We start from the raw sequence: 19501 nt of genomic DNA, 5'->3' as shown, positions 1-19501 counted from the left end.
CGCGATGCGAGACTTGACTATCTCCTGATTAGGAAGGTTTTCTCGCGATCTCGATGGGTCAAAGCCGAGTTCGCGCGGGGGATATTTAGAAACACCGAATCGCAGGGCCCGCGCGCCTGGATCGGTGCGTTCAGTAGTCTCCGACGATCAAGAACCGCTATGACTGCGCCGTCCTCATGGCCCAGCGCCGCCGCCGGCAGTGGGAATTCAAAGAAGCCCGCTACAGTGATCCGCCGGGCGAGCCGCTTCCGAGTGGGACGCCCGTGGTGATGCGCGCGCGCCAATGCTGCCGCATAGTCACACCTTGTCACATCGGCCGGCGATTTGCTTTTCGCCGGAGCGCTGATTGTTCACCACATCGTCGGAAGCTAAAGCCTCGGCCGCGTGCTCGCATCCGGCGCCACGATCCGTTCGCACACGCTTCACAGACACGATACCGATCACATTCATCATCCTCGTTGGCGCCAGCCGCCTAGGCGGAGAGAATAGGGAAAGACCGTCAGGGCGCCAATGATCCGCGGCCGCGGAAGCGACATGGGCCGGACCGTTCTGCCCTACCTGCTTCCCCTAGCTGGAGCAGGGCGCGTGATTTTCGGCGGATCGCTCGCGGGGAATGTTTGTTCCAGCTGCCTGTCCAATTCCTCATCCAGTTCCCGCCACTCGCGCTGTTCTCGGGTCTCGATTTCTCTTGTCACGACTACTCTCTCCTATTTCGGCGGGCATCGAAGCCCGCTGACCTATTCTCCGCGACCGCGCTGATGCGCGGCTTGGGAATGGATACCTGCGGCTACCCTCTGCGAGGCAGCGTCCGATCAGCGTGCGGCGGGAAGGACCGCGAGGATGTCCACCTTGAGCGAACGCTGGGCCGCTCCTGTCACGCTGGCGACCAACGCCCGAGACTATCCGGACCGGTTGTTGGTCCCCATCACCAGCAGGTCCGACGTATGCGAGACGACGCTGCCGATCACTGCATGGGCAAGCCCTCGGTCCGCAGAGACCAGCGGCTGCTCCCGAGGTCGCGCGACACGATGCTCATCGGGTGGCGATCGACGAGTGTATCAAGGGCGAGAACGAAAGGGCGCTCGCCCGGCTTGTGCGAGCATGCCCGCCTGCCGCAAGGCACGACTCGAGCTGGTGAAGAGTTTGCCGCAACAACAATATTCATTTCAACATCCTCGGGGGCTGTAACCGCAAGACGAGGCCCTGCCTCACTGCGGAACCAGATTGGGGGCTTCGGACATCCGGGCGCGAGCAGGCGCACGCCGGTTCACGAGCGGATTTGTCGATACCCCCTAGCTGCGGGGAGAATGATTGGAAACTCGATCAAACATGATTGCTCTCATGTATGCTCTAAAGACGCGATCCCAAGGCAGCTGCGGACTTTTGCCGCACAGTCAAATTGCTGCGAACTCGATTCAGGCGAGCATCATCAGTCGGCGCCAGACCAGGAAGGGTTGGTGGTGCACCGGGGTTCGACAAAAGGAAAGACTGAGGCTGCGCGCTCGGTAGCCACGTTTGAGCCTCATGGGCGTTAAGCTGCTTGCGTGCTCTCAGACTTCGCCACTACAAGCACGCTGCATGGCAGTTGAGGCAAGGTCGATCCATCTGCCGGGCCATTCAAGTAGCTGGCGAGCGCTCCTTGATCTCGGCGACCGACGATAATCAGATCCGCGCCCATCTCAACGGCGGCGAGAATTATCTGTTCTGCCGGCTTCCCATAGTTCAGCTTGCCTGTTGCCGCGCATCCGGTGCCCGCGAGCTGCCTCACAGCCTCGTCGAGCAGTGCCCGCGTTTCAACTCCCTGATCCACGAAAAAAGATGCCCCTCCTTCGACGGTGAGCATTGGCTCGGGCGAGTCAACGATCGAAACGAGATGAACTGTCGAACCGCACGCGGCTGCCACATTCTGGGCATGAACGAGTGCGTCGCGGCCATCCGGTGATCCATCAAAAGCCAGGAGAATCCTTTTGTACATCAGAGTCCTTGGTTTGACATACGTTGAAGCTCGGAACATCGGCGGCCACGCAATGGTTCCTCGGGTGCATGGTCTGTCGGCATTTTTGCCGCTCCTGACGCGCGGACCACGTTGAGATCAACCTACACGTCGATCAACATTTGACAAACGAAAACCATCATCGGCTGATGCCGATTGGCCCAATGAAAATGGCAGGAGAATTCTTCAGTCTAACGACCATACGCGCACGGCTTGCCGGCTGTTGCACCCAGCATTCTTATCGATGAGAACTCGCAGCATTTTTCGTTTGCAAGACTCGCACAATGGACGACAACTCAGGAGGCCCCATGGGGACGCCGAACGCGGACGATCGCAACGGATGCAATGCCTCTGCCGCTCGAACATTTCGCTAAGCATGCGATCGGCATCCCCGCGCTCACAGCGCCCCAACTGACATTGCTCCTTTTGGCAATTATTGTCTGCCTGGGCATTGCCCTGGTGTGGACCCTTTGGGAGATCGAGCACGATGCGACTCCGCGACACAATCGACATCGGTCGGATTAGATATAGCAATTGCAACCCAGCAATGAGCTGATTGGATCAAAGTGGACGCGATGGCATCCATCGCGCCCACTTTCTCCCTTCGGCGCCCGGCTAGTCTTCGCGGCCGACCTTGAGCACGGTGAGCTCGCGCCTTTTGCCGGTTCTGGTACGGAACGAAATCGTCTGATTGACCGAAAGTCCTAGAAGTGCGGCGCCGACCGGCGTCAGCACGGACACAGTCGGCGTGCAATATCGGCATCAAGCGGATACACAAGAACTATTTCTTGAACCTTTCCGGTCTGTTCATCCCGAAATTTCACTTTACTGCCGAAACTGACGATATCGGGACGCAATTTATCTGCCGGGAGGACATGCGCCCGCTCGAGTTCCTCCCGAAGATATTCGCACACCTCGGCCATCGGCCCGCTTGCAATCGACGAGAGCGCCGATAGTCTAGCGAAATGATCAGCATCGATGGCAATTGGCGGTCTCATCTCAGCTACTTTGTCGCGCTCCATTTCCCAATCCTGAAATCTTATCGAGCTATCCAGCTCTGTGCCAACACAACCGCTCCTAAGCCGCCTGAGGGCCGTCGTCATCGGGCCCCGGAGAGTTAGTGGAAGTCCGACGGGCGCTGCGACGGGATTGTACCGGAAACAACACGGGTGCTCCCGCTGGTGCCAGGACGCTTTCGACAATCACGGAATGAAGCCCGCCCTCCAGACTGAAGAACTTCATGCGCTGCCCAACGCTCATTCCGAGAAGGGCGGCACCAAGCGGTGAGAGGACCGATAGTTCCATCAGCCCGTTTCTAAGATCGTGCGGGCACACCAGGATTTTGCTTTCGGGCTGCCGACCACCATCGACCCTGTAGGTCACCCGCTCGTTGAGACGCACAGTACCATCCGGTACCTGGTGCGTATCGAATACGACGGCCCGGCGAATCTCTGACATCAGGAATTTGCCTACCGGATGACGTTCTTTCACGGCATCATCGGCTAACCGTTCAAGCCGCGCATGGTCTTGTCGCGCTATGACGATCGAGGGCAATTGCTCGGTGGAATCGAATCGGATGTTTGACATCGCGCAATACTCCTCAGTTTTCACAAGCTAGTAGGACGCCTTCGTCCGCCTCTTGGCGTTCAGGGGGGGCTAGACATATGCTTTGCATCCTCCGGGTTAGGTCGATCAGATTGTTCGCGTGCTGCCCAGCCCATCTAGCTGATTTCGATAATACGCGTCTGAAACCTCGATAGCTTCCATTCCAGTTTTGGCGCCTGCAAGTCGGGCAAGATATGCAAATGACTGCAACGTGTTGTTACCGGCCAGTTGCACGGTTTTGCGACTATGGTCTGCAATGGTCGCAACTACATCGCTCGCGGCGTTCATGTACGATCGCCCGATCTCTCTCGCCTCTGTCATCGTTTGACTCCTTCGGTGTTAGCTCGATAGTGCGGCAAGTCGCCGGTCGCCAAATGACCGAGCTTCGTATCGCGCCGCACCCTTGCCGACAGGCTCATGTCATACGAGCGCAGCGCTTCTACGCACCTCGTGACAGAGCAGGAAAGATTATTGTAAAAATAGTTATCCCGGACAGCCATTAAGGCGATCCGGGTCACCTGCCAATTTGCAGGTGGCCCTCGACGCAATATTGTTGATCGATCGCAATGATAATCATGCCAACATACTTGGCGCGACGGTCAGCGAAATCAAGATACTCCGTTGGTCCGCGCCGTTTTGTCGCGAACTGCCCGCACGGTCGTGCGGTCAGGTTGGCCCTGTGGCAATTGCACAGCGCGGTTTGTAACTCTTCTCTGACTTTTGCCACGCTGCCGCATTGGATCTGTGTCGCTCAACCCAGCGTCTTCATTGCATTGAACTGTCAAATAAAATCGTTTGTCGTCGAGGGCGGCCGATGGGAAGGGTATGCTCTCCGGGACAAGAGTACCATGACCAACGCTGAACAGAGACGTCCTGACCGACCGTGCATAGTTCTAACGAGAATGGACCGACAAAAGCTGCTCAGGCTGCTTCAAGACTTTCCGACGAGGAGCGTCGATACCGATTGCCTTCTTCGAGAGGAGATTGATCGCGCCGATATGATTTCAGACACCACCGCATGGAGTTCGGCCGTCAGACTCGGGTGCGAGGTGAAGTTCGTCGAGATTGGAACCTCACATCTTCGTCGCGGTCGTCTCGTTCTTCCGGACGAAACCAGAACCGCTAACTGCATCTCGGTTCTAAGTCCGATTGGCACCGCCCTCCTTGGACTTGGACCTGGGCAGTCAATTCGTTGGACCGAGCGCGGTAGGGAACGAAGCCTCGCGGTACTTGAAGTGCGAGCGAGCGGAGTTTCACCACAGACCTAATCGGACCGTCGCCATTAGCGCTTCGCCAATGCTGACGCGATTGCACGTGTTCTTGAACGAGTCGCCACGCTTTCCTGTCGAGCTACTTCCCGACGCCTGCAGCCTTGCGCAGCGCGACGAGTGCCGCCTCCAAAGCTGCGGCATCAACATTTGTCGCGTGTGTGGCATAAACGGGGAATGAGAAGCGAGGCGCGCCAGGAACCAGGTGAAGTGCGCCCTCGGCAAGATATGACTGAACCGCGTGCATTCGGAAGTATCCGGAACCTCCCTCCATGAGGATATAGCTCAGCGCAAGCGGACCGAGATTTGTTACAAGGCTCGGCACCGCTTCCGGAAAGCTCACCGCATGACGAAGAGCGAACTCTGAACCCCATTCGACGTGAACATATCGAGGATCATTCTCGTGATACTTTGCGAGATCGGTTGTCACCAGAACGAGTTCTTCCTCCATGACCAGATCGACCTCCAACCCTGGTCGATGTTGGGGAGCGTACATGATCGCGATATCTACAAGCCCGGCAGCAACGTGCGTAACCAGATCCTGAGGAACGTCGACGTGAACGCGAAGTGCAATGTCCGGGTGTGATCGCCTCATCGCCCTCACCCACTCGATCAAAAGCGGTCGCCATAAGCTAACTTCGCTTCCAATCGTCAAGACAGCGCTGTGTCCTTCCGGCACTGCGACTTGCTGTTTTGCGCGCTGCCACAATTGCACGAAAGTCGGCGCGAAACGAAGGAACTGTTCACCAGCCGGGGTGAGGCTCGCACCGCCCTTGTTTCTAACGAACAGCGGCCGCCCGAGCTGCTGCTCAAGGAGGCGCACACGCGCGCTGACCGTAGTCTGCGCGACATGCAAGCGGTCGGCAGCTTTGATGAAACTACCGGTTGACACGATCTCGATGAACGTTCTGGCGAGTTCGATATCCATTGTCCCATAGCATAGTTGATGCAGCAAAATGTCAAACTGAATTCGTTTTTTTGCTTGTTCGTGCGATGACGGGGATTGACCTCCGGTCAGGCCGTCATTCCTCATGGCTTGCCCCGCCGACACAACGCAACGGGGAGACGACTGAGTTGGCGCGGCGGCGAATTGGCCAACGTTCCACAAGCGCGGCCCGCAGGGAAAGTTTCCGCCATCCCGATCCCAAGCAGATCAAGATCGAGTCCGACCGCATCTTCTTGCGCAAGACCGGCTGATCCCAATCGCGATTCATCGGCGGATCGCAAGATGAAGAACGTCACGTGTCGACCATCGCCGGCGCATGGTTCGTGTCGGCGCAAACGACGTTGGAGGCGATCATTCCGGCCACTCGGGCTTGCGGTCGGGATCGGCATCGGAGGCCCCCAGCCGGCCGTTCTCGCCGACGGGGCAGCGTTCGACATCCCGCGGCCTGCGCCAACCGAACCGCGCCTGCTGGAAGCGCCCCTCGGACCGTCCACCGCGCCAAGAACCACGGGTGATCGTCAACGAGGACGTGAACGAGCAGATGGCGAAGGCAGATCGCCGCAGAAGCTCCGGGATCGAGCCAGACGATCGGCCGGAAGCAGAAACGTCGGTTCACGTCGAAATCTCTGCAGGTAATCGAGGTAGTTTGCGCAAACAAAGGCGGTCGGTTCAGTTGTGGCGGAACGGCCCGGTTGTACTCCAGCCGTCTCATCGGGAGATGGCGAAGGGAAGCTCGATGGACGGGACGCTTCATGAAAATCAGCAAGTGGGCCGCAGCACCTCATCATCGGTTCGAACCCTCCTCCTCATCGTTACGCGAGCGACAGTCCACCGCACAACCCTGCAATCGCGTTGCATTGAAACGTCAACACAATTCGTTTGTGTGCTCTGAGCTTTCAGCGGATACATAACGCGATATGGTGACAGCGTTCGCGCGAGATCCCTCGATCGGTGGAGCAAGATTGCGATGAGCAGATCGCACAGAAGTATCGGGTTGCGGAGGCCGGCAGCAGGAATGTTGAAATTCTTCAGCCAGTCGAACCGCGATCGCTATCGCAAATTGGCAAGCGGTGCGATCAGTCACGATGAGCAACATCAGCTTTTGAACGATCTCGCGAAGGAAATGGACGAGTTTAAGCGTGAGGCGCGCTGCTGCCTATCGCCGACAGGCGAGAATGGCAGCACGGTCCGCGGCTCTCCTGACCGGACTTGACCGTCAGTAATTCTACCCCGCACCCCCCTTCATCGTGCTGCGCAGCCATCTTGCCCGGAGTACGACAAATCGTTCGGTACGTTCGCTGCGATGGCCTCGCTTGTCGTGCGGTCGACGGCTTCCCGGGCTGCTCGTTTTTGCGAGGCGGTTTTGCTCGTTGCCGATCTCAACGTCCTGATCGGGCGAAACGGCCGCGATTGCCGCTCGCGGACGCCTGCGTACCGAATGTCCAGAAGTACGGTAAGGTGGCTCTCGTCCCGTGTAAGACTGGGGCATCAAGGAGCGTGAGGGTACATTACCGGGTTCAGGACGAACTGCATGGATGGTGCCGATCATGCATTCCGCGCGCATGCTGAGGGTCGCGTCCCGATGAGGTGAACCGGCTACCTACTTTCTTGTTGCAGATTGTTGCAGCTCCATGAGCGCGGAACGTCGCATTGGTCAGCCCTGTGAATCAGATCTCAGGACTACGGTCGACTCGACGGGATGGGTTTGAATTCGTACGCTGCTCCTGCGCGGTAGACATCGCGAAAGGCCGAATCTTCGCTTTAGCTCGGACTCCTCTTGCGCACACCCTCACCCGACGTATCGGTGGAAAAGATGAACTCGATTCCTTTTCGTTCGAAGACGTCCCTTATCGCCTTGAGGGCGTCGCGCCTTCGCTTGTTCTTGACGTACAGTTCGTCTTCGCCTTCCAGCCTGGAAGTGGTGTTTTGCTTCAGCCTACCAATCGGCTTGCAAATTTGACTCATCATCGGCGTCCAATTTTGTCCCTTTTGCGCGGCGGGGTGGCTGGTAGCGCTCGTCTCGTTGGAGCTGGCCGGGATAGCGGAGGCGAGACGAGCGCGGGTGGCGTGATCGTCGTCTCGGCTTTTGAACCGCCAGCTATCGTTGCCGGTCTCGACGATGTCGCAGTGATGAGTCAACCGGTCGAGCAGCGCGGTCGTCATCTTGGCCTCGCCGAACACGGTTGGCCATTCGCCGAATGCGAGATTGGTGGTTACGATGACGGAGGCGCGCTCATAGAGCTGACGAGGTTGGAAGAGAAGCTGGCCCCGGACTGGGCGAAGAAGGGCAAGTAGCCGAGTTCATCCAGCACGATGAAGTCCATCCGGGTCAGATGCTCGGCGAGCCGACCTTGCCGTCCATTGCTGGTCTCGGTCTCGAGACCATTGCCGAGGTCGACTACGTTGAAGAAGAGGCCGCGGGCACCGGATCTGATGCAGCTTCTGGCGATGGCAATGGCCAAGTGGGGTTTGCCCGTGCCGGTGCCGCCAACCAGCACGACGTTGCGTTGTTGGGCGATGAAACCGCCGCCAGCGAGAGCATTGACGAGAGTCTGATTGATCCGCGTGCCGTCGAACTGGAAGTCAGCGATGTCCTTGGCGAGCGGCAGCTTGGCAATGGGTGAGCTGGTATTTGATCGACCTGGCTTGCCTCTCGTTGATCTCGGCGTTGAGCAGGTCGCCGACAATGCGCTGAGCTTCGTGCTGGCGCTTGACTGCAGTCGCCGTGATCTCGTCGAAGGCAACCTTCGTGCCGTAGAGCTTGAGTTCGCCCATGAGGTCGAACATTTGGGTTCGTTCCATCAGATGGTCGTCCGGAGGTCGTCTTAGCGCGCACATCGGCGGTCGGTGCATGATGGAGCGTCAGTGCGGCCGGCGTCATGATGTTGGCCGGTGGGCGGGTTCACGTTGACGGGCCAGAATGTTGAGAACGACAGCGCGGCGGAATGGACGCTGTGACTGAGCACTTCGGCACAGTCCGACCGCGAAGCATTCTTCACCAAACGTTAACCATAGCATCCGGAATCCACGTCGATTGAGCGAAGCCTATTGCGGGACCGTCGGTAATATGTGACATATCACAATGTGATTTATCCCTTAGAACGAAGGAGCGACCGTGAACTTCTACCGGAAGCACATCACCAGCTCGAAGTGGCGCCACGGCGCCGCGCGACTGGGTGAACTGCAAGCGTCGGGTCATCAGTGCCGGCTCTGCCCGAAGGAGGCGACGCCGGACGATCCCCTCGAAGTCCATCACCGCACCTACGCGAACCTCGGTGATGAGCGTGCCGAGGACCTGACGGCGCTCTGCCACGAATGCCATCGCGAAGTGACGAACTTCCTGCGCGCCCGCCAGTACGCCGAGATCGAGCCCAAGCGCGCCGACGTCGTCCGGCTCCGCGATCCGCGCTGTTGGGCGTCCGCAACCGGCAAGGTGGCGTGATGAATACGGAGAGCATCAAGCTCGGCATCACCGGCACGAAGCGCCTGCTGATGCACTCCGGCAGGCTCGCCGACCCGCTGGATCCGATCTCGCGGGACCTCGCGAGGCTCACCTCCAAGCGGCCGAAGACGGAAGCTGACCACCGCATGATCGCGAAGACCGAATGGTACGGCGGCCTGTGGCTGAGCGGTGGGGTGCCTTGCATCCCGTCGGAGGCGCTCATGGCGGTCTTCCGGCGGGCCGCCAAGACCGTGCGCCGGGGCCAGCTCGCCTCCGCCGGTCTCGTCGTCGAGGAGGACGCGCCGCTGATCTACGACGGTCCCCGGGACGTGGACGAACTCTGGGCCAGCGGCAAGTACGCCTTCCGCGCGGCGGTCAGGGTGGGCTCGAACAAGACCATGCGCACACGCCCCTGCTTCGATAGCTGGCGCATCGAGTTCGTCGCCCGCTTCCTTCCGACAGTGCTCGATCTGGATCAGGTGCTCGAGGTGTTCTCGATCGGCGGCGTGCTGCGCGGTCTCGGAGACTGGGTGCCCGAGAACGGCACCTTCTCAGTCGAGCGCCTGGAATAGAGGGTTTGTGGTGGGCTGTGGTCCGGTGAGTTAGGGCGTGGTCCGGTGTGGTTAGGGGGGAGGCGACCGGCTAGGCGCCGGCGTCTCCCAGCATTCAAGCAAATAGGCAGAGTTCGCACGTGGAGCTTCTCCGCGGAGGGCGGAGCATTGCCTGAGAGGAGAGCGAGCATGACGAAGAAGAACACGGCGGCACGCAGCTCGCGTGCCGATCGGGAGGGCAGGCCGCAGGCGGCACCGGGCGTCACCTGGTGGCGCACGAAGCCGGCGGAAGCCTTCGACGAATCCACCGCGCAACAGCTCCGCCGGACGCTGTCGACCATCGCCATCCTGGAGGTGCCGACGTGGCGCGCCGCTGCGGGCGGCGACGGCGCGGCCGCCGTCGGCCTCGCGCTGCGGCTGGATCCGCAGCGCGTGACGATCAACGGTCTCGACCTGGTCATGACGGCGCTGGCGGCCTGCGCAGCGGAAGGCGATGCGGCCGCGTGCCTGACGATGTCGCACTGCATGCGCCGGTTCTTCCCGACCAGCAAGCGCGAAGCGCGCCTGGCGACGAGCTGGCTGGTGCGTACCTTCGCCATGGCGATCAAGCGCGCCAAGCCGCGGAAGGGAGGTGTGTCGTGAGGCTCCAGATCATGTCCGATCTGCACCTCGACCCGAGCCGCGGCGTGCCGCCCCTGGCCGACGGCGTCGACGTCGTGGCCGTGGCCGGCGACACCTGCGAAGGGTTGGTCAAGGCGATCGATGCCCTGCGCCGCGCGTTCCCCGATCCGGTTCAGGTGGTCATGGTGGCCGGCAACCACGAATACTACGGCACCGCGCTCGGGGCCGAGTTGGCGGCGGGCCGCGCCCGGGCACGTGAAATCGGCGTCCACCTGCTCGAGAACGGCGTGGCCCGGTTCGGCTCCTTGCGCGTCCTCGGTGCCACGCTCTGGACCGACTACATGCTGTTCGGCCCGACATTGCGCACCGCCGCGATGCGCGCCGCCGGCGACCAGATGCGTGACCACAAGAAGATCAAGTGGTCCAGCGACCCGTGGCGCCGGTTCAGGCCGGAGGAGGCGCTGTCGCTGCACAACGACTCCAGGCGCTTCTTCGAAGCCGAGCTCGCCAACCAGCACTCCGGGCCGACGATGCTGCTGGCCCACCACGGAATGACATTCGAGGCCGTCGCCCCCCCGCACGAGCGCTCCCTGATCTCAGCGGCCTACACGTCCGAGCTGAGCTTTCTGGACCAGTTCGGCCCCGACTACGTCGTCACCGGGCACACGCACCGTCGGATGGATTTCCGGCGCGGCCGCACCCGCTTCATCAGCAACCCCCGCGGCTACGCCGACGAGGGCGTCGCGTTCGATCCCACGTTCGTCCTGGAGGTGCCCGATGCCTGATCTGCGCCAGCTCATCGCCAGAATTGCGTTCGGAAAGGTGCATCCGCCCTAGCTGCCGACTGAGACGAAAAACCCAGAGACGAGACCATGAACATGACGACGTCCATCACGACTCCGAGCTGCCATACCATCACTGTCTCCGGCGGCGGCGATCCGCCCCAAGTCGGCTCGTTGTCCAGCATGGGGCCTTTCGAGCTCGGGTATTATCGGCGCGGGTGGCGGGATTCCGTCCGCTTCCGGCTCCGTACCGAGCGGGCCGCCGCCGAAAGGGCGGTGCGGGCCGCAGCGACCGCACCGAGGGTGGGCTTCGCTTCGTTGCGCGCAGCGGCCGCGGAAGCGCAGCTCGAGGAGGATGATCGGCCCACCCCTCCCCGCAGCCTGCGTCCGGCCTACCCCGGCGCGCATGCCGTCGACCCGCTCCGCGTCGCGGCTGCGCTGAATTTCGCGCGCTTGTTCGACCAGACCCCCGGCCTGTTCCAGGCAATGCGGTCGCGCGCGCCCGTGGTGGTCGTCGACGTCCCCGACCCGCATATCATGCAGTACGTCTGCTCGGTCTGGCACCAGGCCCTGTCGATGGATCCGGACCGGCTGCTCGCGATCGACGGCGACCGGCACCGCCGGCGCGAGCAGCTCGACGCGCTCTACGTCGTCGTGAAGGAGCCGCCGAAAGGCTCCTCCAAGACCAGCATCGAGAAGGCTGCGTTCGGCGCTCTCGCTCTCGCGCTGCCATTGGTGGCGATCTCGCCGATGGCGAACACCCACTTGCCCGCGGTCCTGATCGCCGCGGCGACCGAGCGCGTCGAATTTCCGGCGCTCGACGCCTCGACCATCGCGAGCACGATCAGGATCGTGACCGGCCGCCGACTCCGAGATGAGCTCGAACCGGAACTGGTGGAGCGCGTCACCCCGACCGATCTCGCGATCGCCGTCCGCTTCGACCGCACGCCGGCGGATTGTATCCAGGAGCTGCGGCGCCAGATCGCCACCAGGACAGCGCAACCGCAGGGCGGCGATCTGCGCCTCCGCGATCTCCATGGCTTGGGCGAGGCCCGTACTTGGGCCGAATCGGCTATCGCCGACATCAAGGCCTGGAAGGCCGGCTCGATTCACTGGTCGGCGGTGGGGTCGGCCGTCGCCCTGAATGGCCCACCCGGCTGTGGCAAGACCACCTTCGCCGGCGCCTTCGCGCGCGAGGCAGGCTTGCACATCGTGTCGGCGACGTTGGCGCAATGGCAGTCGTCCGGCGACGGGCACCTCGGCCATCTGCTGCGTGCCATGCGCAGGGACTTCGAGGAGGCGCGCGCGAAGGCGCCCTCCTGCATCTTCATCGACGAGGTCGATTCGTTCCCGGTGCGGGCCGAACTCACTCACGCTCATCGGGACTATGTCGTGGAAGTCGTGAACGCGCTTCTGGCGGAGATCGACGGAATCAAGGGACGCGAGGGCGTCGTCGTGATCGGAGCCAGCAACGACGTCCGGCGCTGCGATCCGGCGCTGCTTCGCGCCGGCCGATTGGAGAAGATCGTCAACATCGGCCTGCCCGACCTCGACGAGCTCGAACGCATGTTCCGCGTGAGGCTGAAGCACGATCTGCTGGACCAGGACATCAGGCGTCTCGCCGAGTCGGCGCTCGGCATGGTCGGCGCCGACGTCGAGCGCGTCGTCAAGGACGCCTATCGGGCGGCACGCCAGGATGGGGGGCGCCCGATCACCGTTGACGACCTGAGCAAGGTCTTGGGCGGCGCCGACGGGCGCTCCGACGAGGAGCTCTGGAGGACCTGCGCGCACGAGGCCGGCCACATCCTTACGGATGTGCTCCACTTCGGATCGAAAGACGTGTTCGCCTCCGTCACCATGGCGGGGCGGCGCGGCGGCATCAGCTTCCGGACCGACATCAGTAATTTCAAGGGCACGCCTGAAGACTATCGTCGACGTCTGGAGGTCATACTCGCCGGGCGCGAAGGCGAGGAGATGCTCCTGGGCAACGTTTCGCACGGCGCCGGCGGAGAGGCCGGCTCGGACCTGGAGGCGGCGACGGCGCTGGCAGCCGCAATGATCGGATCGCTCGGTCTGACGGGCCGGTCGCGGTTGCTCTACCTCGGTTCGAAGCGCAACGCGCGAGAGTTCCTCCATTTCGCGGAGATCCGCAAGGAGGTCGCGGACGAGCTCGCGGCGGCGGCGGCAGCCAGCCGCGCGCTGCTCGAAGGCCACCGCGAGGCGCTTGAGGCGACGGCGCGCAAGCTCTACGAGAACGGGCGCATCGACGGCGCCGAAGTGGCCCACATCCTTACGGGATCTCGCGTCGCCTGCTTGCGTAACGCACCGTGAATGCCGGGACAATCGCTCTGACGAAGCCGCGGCTCAGGCCACGGCACCGTCTCCGGCATGATGGTGGCCGTCGGCGGGTCCTATGATCAAGGCGCGTCGGCCGGCCTAAGATTTCTGTGCTGGCGTTGCACTGGTAAGAAATTCGCCCCAGCCGTTCTCCTGGTGTCGTAACACGCGCGGACAATCCCTGCCGGGCCAATCGTGGTGCTGGTACACGCCGCTCTGAACGTGGATCCCAAGCCGGTAGGCCAACCACGCCGGAAGCGAGGCCGCCCGATCGTAGCAGGCCTTGACACTCCCGAGATCCATGGAGCGCATCGACACGCTGGTCGTCGACAAAGACGGGCACCCTCACCGAGTGTAAGCCGAAGGTCGTGGCGGTCGCGCCCATCGCCGGCTACTCGGAATCCGAGGTGCTGCGGCTGGCTGCGAGCGTCGAACGCTGGCTCTGATAGGGATCCACCTGGCTGCCGCGCTGGCGCACATCTTCGTTTACCGAGACCGCGTGATGCAGCGGATGTTTTCAGGGTGAGATGGAGCGACCCGCGAGGAAAGCCGCCCAGACGGCGAGTTTGAAGCCGAGCTCAGCAGATTTTCGCGTGCGGGGGACGACGAGGCGGGTCCTGTACGGCGGCTCGATCTGGACTGCGGGCCTGCCCGGAGTGTTCCGGTTTAGGAACAAATTGCCGTTCTTGTTGTTCCTTGCCGGCCTAATCGCCGGCGTTCGCAAGGAGGAAGATATGAAGCTCAGGCCGTTTGCTGCCGCAGGTCTCGTTTTAGCTTTCGTCGCTCCGGCCCTAGCGGCCAACGAATTCTACATCGCTCAGGATGTGAAGACGAAGAGGTGCACGATCATCGACAAGAAGCCGACCGATACCTCCATGACCGTCGTCAGCCCGTCTGACAACGTCTACAGGACACGCGCGGAAGCGGACACCGGCATGACGACGGTCAGGGTCTGTTCATCGTACTGATGGACCATCGTCCGGGCAGTCAGACCGGTACTGAATATCGACCGCCGGCTCCCGTGCCGCCGCCGACGCGGCTCGGGCTGATCGAGATTATCCAGACCCTGAGAAGGAACCCTCTCGAATGCTGGAGCGCCGAGTTCTTCCGTGAACCGATCGCGAAGATCAGACTGCCCTTAGCCCGGGCATTTCTGGTTCACGACCCGGCCGCGATCAAGCGCGTTCTTCTCGACAACGCGGACAATTATCGCAAGGACCCGATCCAGCGCCGCATCCTATCCTCCGGTCTCGCCGACGGCCTATTGAGCGTGGAAGGAAGCCGCTGGGAGGTGCAGCGCCGGACTTTGGCACCGCTATTCGCAAAGCGGACCGTCGCCTCCTTTAGCGAGGCGGTGCTAACCGCGGCTCACGAGCTCGCGGACAAATGGAGCCGCCTCGGTTACGGTACCGTGGTCGACGCTGCCGCCGAGATGACGTTGCTCACGCTCAAGGTCCTGGCCCTGACCATCTTCTCCGATGGGATAGGCGGAGACTTTGAAGAATTTCGCCTAGCCATGAACGCCTATTTCGGGGTCATCGGACGCATCGGCGCGCTCGATCTATTCGGCGTTCCGGAATTCGTGCCGCGCCCGGGGCGGGCGAGGCTGCGCCGGACAATGAGCTACTTCGAGCGCGTAATCGACGAGATCATCGAAGCGCGGCGCCGTCGACTTGCCTGCTCGGCCGGCAAGGACGATCCGAACGACATCCTGACACTGCTGCTCCGCGCGCTCGATCCTTCGACGGGACAGCCGATGAGCCTCGCCGAGGTGAGGTCGAACATCCTCACGTTCCTCTCCGCCGGCCATGAGACGACGGCCAATTCGCTGGCGTGGTCGATCTTTCTGCTCTCGCAGGCGCCTGCGTGGCGGACACGCGTTCGAGAGGAAGCGGTGCGCGAATTGAGCGGCCCGACGGCCGGGCTGGCCGATCGGCTCCTGGTGACGCGGGCGGTCGTGGAAGAGGCGCTGCGGCTCTATCCGCCGATCGCCGCGCTCAGCCGAATGTCCGAACGGCCGGACAATCTGGGATCTCATGAGGTCGGCGCCCGGTCCCTGATCGTTATCGCACCCTACGTGCTGCATCGGCACGAGCGCCTATGGGACCGCGGGGATATGTTTGACCCGTCGCGCTTCCTGCCACCGGCAAGAAGCGAAGTGCCTCGTTTCGCCTACCTGCCTTTCGGCGCAGGTCCCCGCACCTGCATCGGATCATCCTTTGCGCTGCAGGAGGCGACGATCGTGTTGGCGGTGCTTATGCGACGCTTCGATCTGGACCTTCTGCCGGACACCAAGGTCTGGCCGCTGCAGGGGATCACGTTAAGGCCAACGAACGCCCTACCTATGCGCCTCCGGAAGTGTCCGTGATGTAGAGTCGACGAGGAGCGCACTCCGTCGCCGCTCTGGACCGGCAGAACCGTAACCCTCGTCACGTTTGCTCATTTGCTTGCGACTTAATGAGCAAATCATCTCACGCTCGAACCCGATCCGGGAAGGCGGCCTCCACCGGAGGCTGACGGCGCTTTATTAGCTAACCGTACTCCAACGGCAGCGAATAGAAATGCGATGGTCGAATGCAGAGTGCCGAGGGCGGAAGTGACCAGCTGCTCGGCGCAATCAGGTTGCTGATCAAGCCAATCATGATAGAACGCCACTCCAGTTAATAGGAATCGACATGGCCAAAAAACCAAAGAAGACAGTCAGGCGGGAATACACCAAGGAAGACGTGAAGGAGTTGCGGGCTCATTCGAAAGCAAGAACGCCCGTGACTAGGATTTCAAAGCTGACGAAGAGGTCCGTAGGTTCCTTGCGCCAGAAAGCATTGAAGCTTGGTATCGGATTAGGCCATCAACGCTAGTAGCGCGCACTTTTCCTGTGAGACTTCGAACTGCGGCCTTCCTGAAAACAAAAGCTCGTGGATCCAGCTAACTCTCTTGAACCGCCGCAGGTGTAGCTATTGCGCTGGACCGCTTAACCCGCACCACCAACATGAGTGCGTTGATTAGGATCGAGAACATCGAGAGAAGCGCCAGCATAACCCACCAGAAGATGCTGTAACCCCTCATCCAGTTATCAAACACCGTAATGAGCAGCGTTCCTAAGCCGACCGACATGCCAATAACATTCAAAAGAAACCAGCGCATCTGAGATATTCCACTTTTGCGCGAATAGAAGTATTCAGGTCGGGGCACGTTCGGAACGTGTGGTGAGCCGATTGCGAATCAATCGGCTCACTCCTGAACAATATCAGGCATCCGGGTAACCATTCGCCCTGTTGCAAGCGCGACGATCGCGGTTGCAGGCGATCACACCGGCCGTATGACCGTAGAGCTGCGTAATTACCTGGCCGTGGCTGTAAGCCTGTTGCACGCAGGCAACATAGGGTTTGTTGCTCATCCAATCATATGGTCCTGCACTTGCAGTAGAGACCGAGCCTACGGTCGAAACGATTACGGCCGCAGCTGCGATAGCGAAGAGCCCTGTGCGAAAGCCTGTCATGTTCGTGGTCCCAAGTCAGACCGCACTATTGCGTGTCTGTGCCGTTACAATGGGAGCTCACCGAGTTCTTGTATCTTCACGACCGGCCAACTCTCCCGGTGGTCAGGATCGGGCCGGCCTATGCAGCGCCTGGCCGATAATCATTAGGGGAACGGCCAACAAGATAAAAAAGATGGACATCATAACGAGCTGGTCGTGGAAATTAGTGTTAGGCGACGTTCTCAGCAAGTTGGTGATGATGAACCCCAGCCCGGTCAAAGAGGATAGTATGCTGCTGGCTTTGGCAATCAGCCCAAGCCGACGCCATTCGATGTCCCGAGCCTTGGTTCCAGCAGCGTGAGCATCCAGCTCCGAACGCAGTGCGCGCAGCTCGGTTTCTATTTCAGACTGCATCATTTCTGTTTCTTTGCTTTCTGGTGAGCTGACTGTCCGTCAATTGTGACAGCACTCGACATCTCGGCTGTTCGGCCGATGATTCCCTCGGAGATGCTTTTGAGGTCCGGCCGCTCCGCTTGCGTGTTCGATCGGCAGGCGGAGCGGCCTTGGAGTGTGATCAGGAACCTCGCGCACCGCTCATGATCGGCCCGAACCTCTCCCAGCTTTCTCCCTTAAATCGCATCATCTGGAGCTGCTCGATCGGGGCGAAATCGTCAGGGCCTGTTTTGATGCGTGTGCCCGTAATGTAAATTCCAATCTCAAAATCGAGGTTGGCCGCCTGCTTCATTACATTCTCACGGGTCAGCGTGTCACCGCACTGACGGAGGACTTGCTCCAGGCCCTTAGCCACACCGTAGCCAAAGACAGTCGCAGAGTCGTCGAGATCACCTTCAGGGTACCACTTCGTCATGAAAGATCGCCACTCGTTCATCGATGCGTCGTTCTTCCACTCTGAATCCTTTGGGTCCTTGAGGTATGCGGTAGACAGGATGCCCTGGCTGGCATCAAAGCCCGCAGGTTTGATGACTCCGCCTATAGAACCAGAGACGTTGGTCAAGAACTGAACGGGATGCCAGCCCAGCTCGGCAACTTTCTTGATCGCCTGAGCGGCAAACTTGGGGGTTGCAATATTGACGAAGATGTCCGGGTTTGCTCCCTTGATTTGCACCACCTGAGAATCGACGGTAGGCGAGCTCGTCTCATACGCTGCCTCAACAACGATAAGCTTGCTCGCTTGTTCACCGAGGCCATCCTTCAAACCCGTGACGTAATCTTTGCCAAAGTCGTCGTTCTGATAAAGTATACCGACGGTCTTGCCCGGGTAATTCTGCAGGATGTACTTGCCGTAGATGCGAGCTTCGACCTGGTAGCTGGGCTGCCATCCCATAGTCCACGGAAAGTTCTTCGGGTCGTTCCATTTGGCTGCTCCCGTGGAGACGAAAAGTTGGGGCACCTTTTTGGAGTTCATGTACTTCTGGATTGCGGTGTTGCCAGGCGTACCCAACGGGTTGAAGATCAGCAGCACTTCATCGCTCTCTACCAGCTTGCGGGCTTGCTCGACGGTCTTTGGCGGGCTGTACGTATCATCATAGGAGACGAAGTTGATCTTGCGGCCGTTGATGCCACCTTCGGAGTTAATCTTGTTGAAGTAGGCCGCTTCGGTCTTTCCGATCGTTGCATATGCGGACGCGGGACCAGAGTACGGCATGATGTTGCCGACCTTGATTTCGGTGTCCGTCGCACCGGGATCGTATTTCTTTTGAGCACTTGCACTTGACGAGATCGCCGCGACAAGCACCGCTGTGATTGCAGTCGAATAGACAAAGTTGACGTAAGAACCACGCATCGTTGTCCTCCTTGAAGCACAAACTGTTTCAGCCATTCTGGTGAGCTGTTCAGCCGCGCATCAGTGAGTATGCATGATAAGCGTCTGCGGCAGCAACGAAACCTGCCTGCCATTTCACTTCAGCAGTCAGAAATCCAACCTTGGACGCAGCGCACAATTCCTTCCGCAGGAATTAGCGGGAGCAGGCGCGCTGCAAGTTGAGCTTGCGCAAAATTGAGCTTACGCCATCTGCCCGGCAGTCTTGCGCATCAGCCAACTTGGTGGCGGAGACGTTTCGGGAGGTGCTTTTTGTAGACTCCGCCTTTGGCTTCCTGGCGGTGACTCGGGTGTCATTAGGATCGTGCCAGTGGCGAGGAGTGAACCCCGGCGCGCTCGCCTTAGCTACTTCTTTTGGCTGAGGCTGAGCTGGTAGTCTCGGCTCGGAAGGTGGCGTGTAAGCGAGGGCAACCTGCTCCACCGTCGGCTGAATGCCTTGGAGGCTGATCAGCGATAGCCGATCAGCCTTGTTGCCGGTTACAGCAGGATAGGCAATTGAAGGTGTCGGCACCGGAGCAGACTTGGAGGTGGCCGCAGCAATAGCTCCGGCCCCACCAACACAAACTAATCCAACTACGATGACCTTGATCACAGCGATGCCCCACACCGAGGCGCCGAGCCTAGATGACATTTGGCCC

General features: G+C 60.6%; 19 protein-coding genes and 1 pseudogene. 9 read left to right on the top strand and 11 right to left on the bottom strand.

Annotated elements, in window-relative coordinates; translation table 11 throughout:
• Nucleotides 1–297 precede the first annotated feature (297 nt).
• From BcanWU425_RS03885 to BcanWU425_RS03860, 6 genes are all read right to left on the bottom strand, one after another.
• Nucleotides 298–453: a hypothetical protein gene (locus BcanWU425_RS03885; protein WP_204512683.1), complete on the bottom strand. Its 156-nt coding sequence runs from the start codon at nucleotides 451–453 to the stop codon at nucleotides 298–300.
• Between the two features lie 1078 nt (nucleotides 454–1531).
• A complete protein-coding gene (locus BcanWU425_RS03880) occupies nucleotides 1532–1975 on the bottom strand; it encodes a universal stress protein (protein ID WP_204512684.1) in 444 nt (147 codons plus the stop codon).
• A 633-nt stretch (nucleotides 1976–2608) separates the two neighbouring features.
• On the bottom strand, nucleotides 2609–2728 hold the full coding sequence (locus tag BcanWU425_RS03875; RefSeq protein WP_231189863.1) for a GreA/GreB family elongation factor: 120 nt from the start codon (nucleotides 2726–2728) through the stop codon (nucleotides 2609–2611).
• Nucleotides 2722–3015 (bottom strand): hypothetical protein, encoded by a 294-nt coding sequence (locus tag BcanWU425_RS03870; protein ID WP_231189861.1) that lies wholly within the window; start codon nucleotides 3013–3015, stop codon nucleotides 2722–2724. The genes BcanWU425_RS03875 and BcanWU425_RS03870 overlap by 7 nt, the downstream gene beginning before the upstream one ends.
• A gap of 55 nt (nucleotides 3016–3070) precedes the next feature.
• Entirely contained in the window at nucleotides 3071–3580 is a 510-nt protein-coding gene (locus tag BcanWU425_RS03865; RefSeq protein WP_204512685.1) for a GreA/GreB family elongation factor, read from the bottom strand.
• A gap of 105 nt (nucleotides 3581–3685) precedes the next feature.
• Nucleotides 3686–3919, bottom strand: a complete 234-nt coding sequence (locus tag BcanWU425_RS03860) for a hypothetical protein (protein WP_204512686.1) — start codon at nucleotides 3917–3919, stop codon at nucleotides 3686–3688.
• Nucleotides 3920–4164: 245 nt separating this feature from the next.
• Between BcanWU425_RS03860 and BcanWU425_RS37650 the strand changes: the two genes are divergently transcribed.
• Nucleotides 4165–4866 (top strand): GreA/GreB family elongation factor, encoded by a 702-nt coding sequence (locus BcanWU425_RS37650; RefSeq protein WP_445818649.1) that lies wholly within the window; start codon nucleotides 4165–4167, stop codon nucleotides 4864–4866.
• A gap of 82 nt (nucleotides 4867–4948) precedes the next feature.
• Here the strand turns inward: BcanWU425_RS37650 and BcanWU425_RS03855 are convergent, their stop codons facing one another.
• Nucleotides 4949–5899 (bottom strand): LysR family transcriptional regulator, encoded by a 951-nt coding sequence (locus BcanWU425_RS03855; protein WP_231189858.1) that lies wholly within the window; start codon nucleotides 5897–5899, stop codon nucleotides 4949–4951.
• Nucleotides 5900–6827: 928 nt separating this feature from the next.
• On the opposite strand from BcanWU425_RS03855, the gene BcanWU425_RS03850 reads away from it, so the two are divergent.
• Nucleotides 6828–7025, top strand: coding sequence for a hypothetical protein (locus tag BcanWU425_RS03850; protein ID WP_231189856.1), 198 nt, complete (start codon nucleotides 6828–6830; stop codon nucleotides 7023–7025).
• An 866-nt stretch (nucleotides 7026–7891) separates the two neighbouring features.
• Here the strand turns inward: BcanWU425_RS03850 and istB are convergent.
• Nucleotides 7892–8614, bottom strand: a pseudogene (gene istB / locus BcanWU425_RS03845) (IS21-like element helper ATPase IstB); the annotation flags it as partial.
• Nucleotides 8615–8927: 313 nt separating this feature from the next.
• Between istB and BcanWU425_RS03840 the strand changes: the two are divergent.
• From BcanWU425_RS03840 to BcanWU425_RS03810, 7 genes are all read left to right on the top strand, one after another.
• A complete protein-coding gene (locus BcanWU425_RS03840) occupies nucleotides 8928–9254 on the top strand; it encodes an HNH endonuclease (protein ID WP_204512691.1) in 327 nt (108 codons plus the stop codon).
• Entirely contained in the window at nucleotides 9254–9826 is a 573-nt protein-coding gene (locus BcanWU425_RS03835; protein ID WP_204512692.1) for a hypothetical protein, read from the top strand. The genes BcanWU425_RS03840 and BcanWU425_RS03835 overlap by 1 nt, the downstream gene beginning before the upstream one ends.
• Nucleotides 9827–9994: 168 nt before the next feature.
• Nucleotides 9995–10447 (top strand): hypothetical protein, encoded by a 453-nt coding sequence (locus BcanWU425_RS03830; RefSeq protein ID WP_204512693.1) that lies wholly within the window; start codon nucleotides 9995–9997, stop codon nucleotides 10445–10447.
• Nucleotides 10444–11211, top strand: coding sequence for a metallophosphoesterase (locus BcanWU425_RS03825; RefSeq protein WP_204512694.1), 768 nt, complete (start codon nucleotides 10444–10446; stop codon nucleotides 11209–11211). Before BcanWU425_RS03830 ends, BcanWU425_RS03825 begins: the two co-directional genes overlap by 4 nt.
• Nucleotides 11212–11304: 93 nt before the next feature.
• Nucleotides 11305–13539, top strand: coding sequence for an ATP-binding protein (locus BcanWU425_RS03820; RefSeq protein WP_231189854.1), 2235 nt, complete (start codon nucleotides 11305–11307; stop codon nucleotides 13537–13539).
• 740 nt (nucleotides 13540–14279) lie between these two features.
• On the top strand, nucleotides 14280–14513 hold the full coding sequence (locus tag BcanWU425_RS03815) for a hypothetical protein (RefSeq protein WP_204512696.1): 234 nt from the start codon (nucleotides 14280–14282) through the stop codon (nucleotides 14511–14513).
• Nucleotides 14514–14566: 53 nt separating this feature from the next.
• Nucleotides 14567–15913, top strand: a complete 1347-nt coding sequence (locus BcanWU425_RS03810) for a cytochrome P450 (RefSeq protein WP_231189852.1) — start codon at nucleotides 14567–14569, stop codon at nucleotides 15911–15913.
• Nucleotides 15914–16470: 557 nt separating this feature from the next.
• Here BcanWU425_RS03810 and BcanWU425_RS03805 read toward each other — a convergent pair.
• The 3 genes from BcanWU425_RS03805 to BcanWU425_RS03795 all read right to left on the bottom strand — a co-directional run bounded on the left by BcanWU425_RS03805 (nucleotide 16471) and on the right by BcanWU425_RS03795 (nucleotide 18827).
• The gene (locus tag BcanWU425_RS03805) at nucleotides 16471–16689 is read right to left on the bottom strand and encodes a hypothetical protein (protein WP_204512698.1); all 219 of its coding nucleotides are present in this window, start codon (nucleotides 16687–16689) and stop codon (nucleotides 16471–16473) included.
• A gap of 457 nt (nucleotides 16690–17146) precedes the next feature.
• Complete coding sequence (locus BcanWU425_RS03800) at nucleotides 17147–17440, bottom strand: hypothetical protein (protein ID WP_204512700.1); 294 nt, start codon at nucleotides 17438–17440, stop codon at nucleotides 17147–17149.
• A 157-nt stretch (nucleotides 17441–17597) separates the two neighbouring features.
• Nucleotides 17598–18827, bottom strand: a complete 1230-nt coding sequence (locus BcanWU425_RS03795; RefSeq protein WP_231189850.1) for an ABC transporter substrate-binding protein — start codon at nucleotides 18825–18827, stop codon at nucleotides 17598–17600.
• Nucleotides 18828–19501 lie beyond the last annotated feature (674 nt).

It is taken from the genome of Bradyrhizobium sp. WU425 (assembly GCF_021052305.1).
Taxonomy (GTDB): domain Bacteria; phylum Pseudomonadota; class Alphaproteobacteria; order Rhizobiales; family Xanthobacteraceae; genus Bradyrhizobium; species Bradyrhizobium canariense_D.
The sequence above is the reverse complement of the archived record's forward strand: the minus strand, read 5'-3'. Positions and strand labels throughout refer to the sequence as shown.

Bases quoted from the DNA above. Each gene is read 5' to 3' on its own strand.
- BcanWU425_RS03885 (WP_204512683.1), bottom strand. From the start codon at position 453: ATGATGAATGTGATCGGTATCGTGTCTGTGAAGCGTGTGCGAACGGAT.
- BcanWU425_RS03880 (WP_204512684.1), bottom strand. From the start codon at position 1,975: ATGTACAAAAGGATTCTCCTGGCTTTTGATGGATCACCGGATGGCCGC.
- BcanWU425_RS03870 (WP_231189861.1), bottom strand. From the start codon at position 3,015: ATGGAGCGCGACAAAGTAGCTGAGATGAGACCGCCAATTGCCATCGAT.
- BcanWU425_RS03865 (WP_204512685.1), bottom strand. From the start codon at position 3,580: ATGTCAAACATCCGATTCGATTCCACCGAGCAATTGCCCTCGATCGTC.
- BcanWU425_RS03860 (WP_204512686.1), bottom strand. From the start codon at position 3,919: ATGACAGAGGCGAGAGAGATCGGGCGATCGTACATGAACGCCGCGAGC.
- BcanWU425_RS37650 (WP_445818649.1), top strand. From the start codon at position 4,165: ATGATAATCATGCCAACATACTTGGCGCGACGGTCAGCGAAATCAAGA.
- BcanWU425_RS03855 (WP_231189858.1), bottom strand. From the start codon at position 5,899: ATGAGGAATGACGGCCTGACCGGAGGTCAATCCCCGTCATCGCACGAA.
- BcanWU425_RS03850 (WP_231189856.1), top strand. From the start codon at position 6,828: ATGTTGAAATTCTTCAGCCAGTCGAACCGCGATCGCTATCGCAAATTG.
- BcanWU425_RS03835 (WP_204512692.1), top strand. From the start codon at position 9,254: ATGAATACGGAGAGCATCAAGCTCGGCATCACCGGCACGAAGCGCCTG.
- BcanWU425_RS03830 (WP_204512693.1), top strand. From the start codon at position 9,995: ATGACGAAGAAGAACACGGCGGCACGCAGCTCGCGTGCCGATCGGGAG.
- BcanWU425_RS03820 (WP_231189854.1), top strand. From the start codon at position 11,305: ATGACGACGTCCATCACGACTCCGAGCTGCCATACCATCACTGTCTCC.
- BcanWU425_RS03815 (WP_204512696.1), top strand. From the start codon at position 14,280: ATGAAGCTCAGGCCGTTTGCTGCCGCAGGTCTCGTTTTAGCTTTCGTC.
- BcanWU425_RS03805 (WP_204512698.1), bottom strand. From the start codon at position 16,689: ATGCGCTGGTTTCTTTTGAATGTTATTGGCATGTCGGTCGGCTTAGGA.
- BcanWU425_RS03800 (WP_204512700.1), bottom strand. From the start codon at position 17,440: ATGATGCAGTCTGAAATAGAAACCGAGCTGCGCGCACTGCGTTCGGAG.
- BcanWU425_RS03795 (WP_231189850.1), bottom strand. From the start codon at position 18,827: ATGCGTGGTTCTTACGTCAACTTTGTCTATTCGACTGCAATCACAGCG.